Source organism: Chryseobacterium sp. CS3K3.1, assembly GCF_059515165.1.
Genome location: NZ_JCAKRV010000041.1, coordinates 1 through 2413, shown reverse-complemented (window position 1 = coordinate 2413; position 2413 = coordinate 1). Strand labels below are relative to the sequence as shown.

The window sequence follows — 2413 nt, the reverse complement described above, 5'->3', positions numbered from 1 at the left end:
TGAGCCCGAGATATGGTTCAGTCCAAACGGGTAATAATTGTTGGTATCGATAATTTCAGGAGCGCCTGTGCTGTTTTTGGCAAAGGTTACCCTGGCATTTCCAAGGTGGTCTTTTTACCAACACATCTGAAACACCTGATATGAACGCTAACACTAGCTTGCAGTTTGTTGCTTATGTATTTAATTATTTTTTACAAACTCGTATTTTAGCATTTCATCAGGATCACCTTCCCATATAAAAATATTCCAAGGTGGATTATTTCCATTGATACCTTGCCCTGAGATATAAAATAAAATTTCCCCTTTTGTTCCCTCGGGTAGATTATATTTTATAGTAATTCCATTGTCTATATTATCAATAATACCACTTTCTACATTTTCTGTAAACTGCCAAGTTCCTTCAGTATTTAATTTTCTATTTTTATTTTTTGGAAAACTACTGATTTTATAATGATCGACCCCTTTCAAAATACAAGTTCCATTTTTATTTAGTTTGATATATGCATTATCAGATGACTTCCAAGTACCTATAAAATCTGATTGTTTTGGCTTAGTTTCACCACAACTATATAGCATAATTGTTAATAGTGTAATTAATAAATATTTTAATTTTGTTTTCATTTTAGATATAATACTTCTGTCCAGTGAAATGATTGAGTAGTTTTAGACCCCCAACCTGTTTTAAATTTTTCATTAATAAGTTTCCCCGCTGTCTGTTGCCAAATTGGTAGATAGCCAAGCACAGGAGGGCGGGAAGCAGATTGCATTGTAGAAGAATTTTCAACATGAAATGAAACAACTACACTCTTATTATATGCTGCTGCCGTGTATTCTAAGTTATAAGATCCTAAATATGTTACTGCTAAATTCCCTGTTAACCCGCCTGTTAATAACGTTGAATAATCTTTAAGATAAAGCCCGACTCCTTTTATACCACCTAGCTTATAAGAATTTGATCCCTCTAAACTACTTTGACTTAAAGCCATTTTAGATAGGATAATATCCCTAGTGGCTTGTACATAACTATGTTGTCTTAACATTTCTGTCATTAAGTCTCCATTAGTAAAATCTCGATGTCTTGGACCTGTTCCTGAAAGCCACTCTACACCTAATTGCCAAGGAGTTATTTCTTTATTAGAAGGAAAATTCTCACCAAGCTTCAATACATGTCCTACCATTTCTTGTGCTGTATTGGCATCTCCTAAAGCTTCTCCTGTCCACCAGCTCATATAGCCATTATTGGTTTTCAGTGAGAAATCTCCTCCATTTTTGATAGATGCCATCAAATCTCTATAAGCCTGAGTCTCACCAAAAGTTTCTCCACCACCACCTGTCCATGGTTTGGCGTCATATGCTCCTTCCAAGAAATAGTCTTGCTGTCCTGTAAATGCCATGATGTTTGCACGGCTTCCTTTTCCACCACTGGCATAATAGGATAGCATTCCGTTTCCAAAGCCCATAGAGCTGGGGTCTTTTTCCGCCGGCGACATGGCACGCCTTCCATCCGGGTCTATAAAGCTCATCGGGTTATTAAAAGCATAATTATATGGGGTAAACCTTCTGGAGGTTTCTGCCAATGGATCTACGACACCCCATCTTCCAATGTCAGACATATACATCCTGGCCCCGTAATCATTCCAGCCGGTTTCCTTTTGTAATTCATTACCGTTATACTGGTAATTTACTAGTATTTTTAAAATTAGAGTATTGAAAATCAATACTCTAATTTATTAACATTACCGGAAAATAGTCGAAACGCTTGTACCAGCCGAAGATAGTTGTATTTGGAGAATTTATTCTATGGGTAATATCTTAATCTTATTACTTTTAATAGAACCCGTAAATAGTTTATATCTATTAAGCTTTTGTCTTTGCGATTTAGTAAGATATTTTATGTAAGCTTCTTTATCTATTGAAATAGAAAGATACCCTATATTTTCTTTTTCATTATCTAGAACATAAAAGCCTTGCAAAGGCCCAACATCTCTATTTGTAATATTTTTTAGATTAAAAGGAACATGAAATACAATCTTTTCTTGTGGTTTAAGAAGCAATAAATTATTCATTATATAATAATTTATTTTGACATCTGATTTAGGAACATTGTTTTTCTTTCCCCATTTTTCTATTTTGACATTAAATTCTTTTTTTATAGAGTCATTCTTTATTTTTATTTTTTTTAAATCTGATAAATCTAGTCCAGAATGTAAATAAGTTTCTACATTTTTTTGTTCAAAATTATCATAAATATTGATAGTCAATCCAAAAAAAGGATATTGATCAATCCATTCATCCTTAATAATATTATAATTATCACTATAATATGGTTGCAATGATGTAGTATCAATTGGAATTATAATATTTTCATTACTTTCATTATATAGAGTAATATTAGCAATTTTTTTTTGAGAAT

General features: G+C 32.8%; 2 protein-coding genes and 1 pseudogene. All 3 read right to left on the bottom strand.

What is annotated here, in order from left to right:
• Positions 1-180: 180 nt before the first annotated feature.
• Positions 181-621, bottom strand: a complete 441-nt coding sequence (locus AC5YGI_RS21965) for a hypothetical protein (protein ID WP_330744409.1) — start codon at positions 619-621, stop codon at positions 181-183.
• Between the two features lie 875 nt (positions 622-1496).
• Positions 1497-1679, bottom strand: a pseudogene (locus tag AC5YGI_RS21960) (RHS repeat-associated core domain-containing protein); the annotation flags it as partial.
• Positions 1680-1793: 114 nt separating this feature from the next.
• Positions 1794-2413: hypothetical protein (locus AC5YGI_RS21955; protein WP_496169805.1), on the bottom strand; the 620-nt coding region annotated here is incomplete at its 5' end.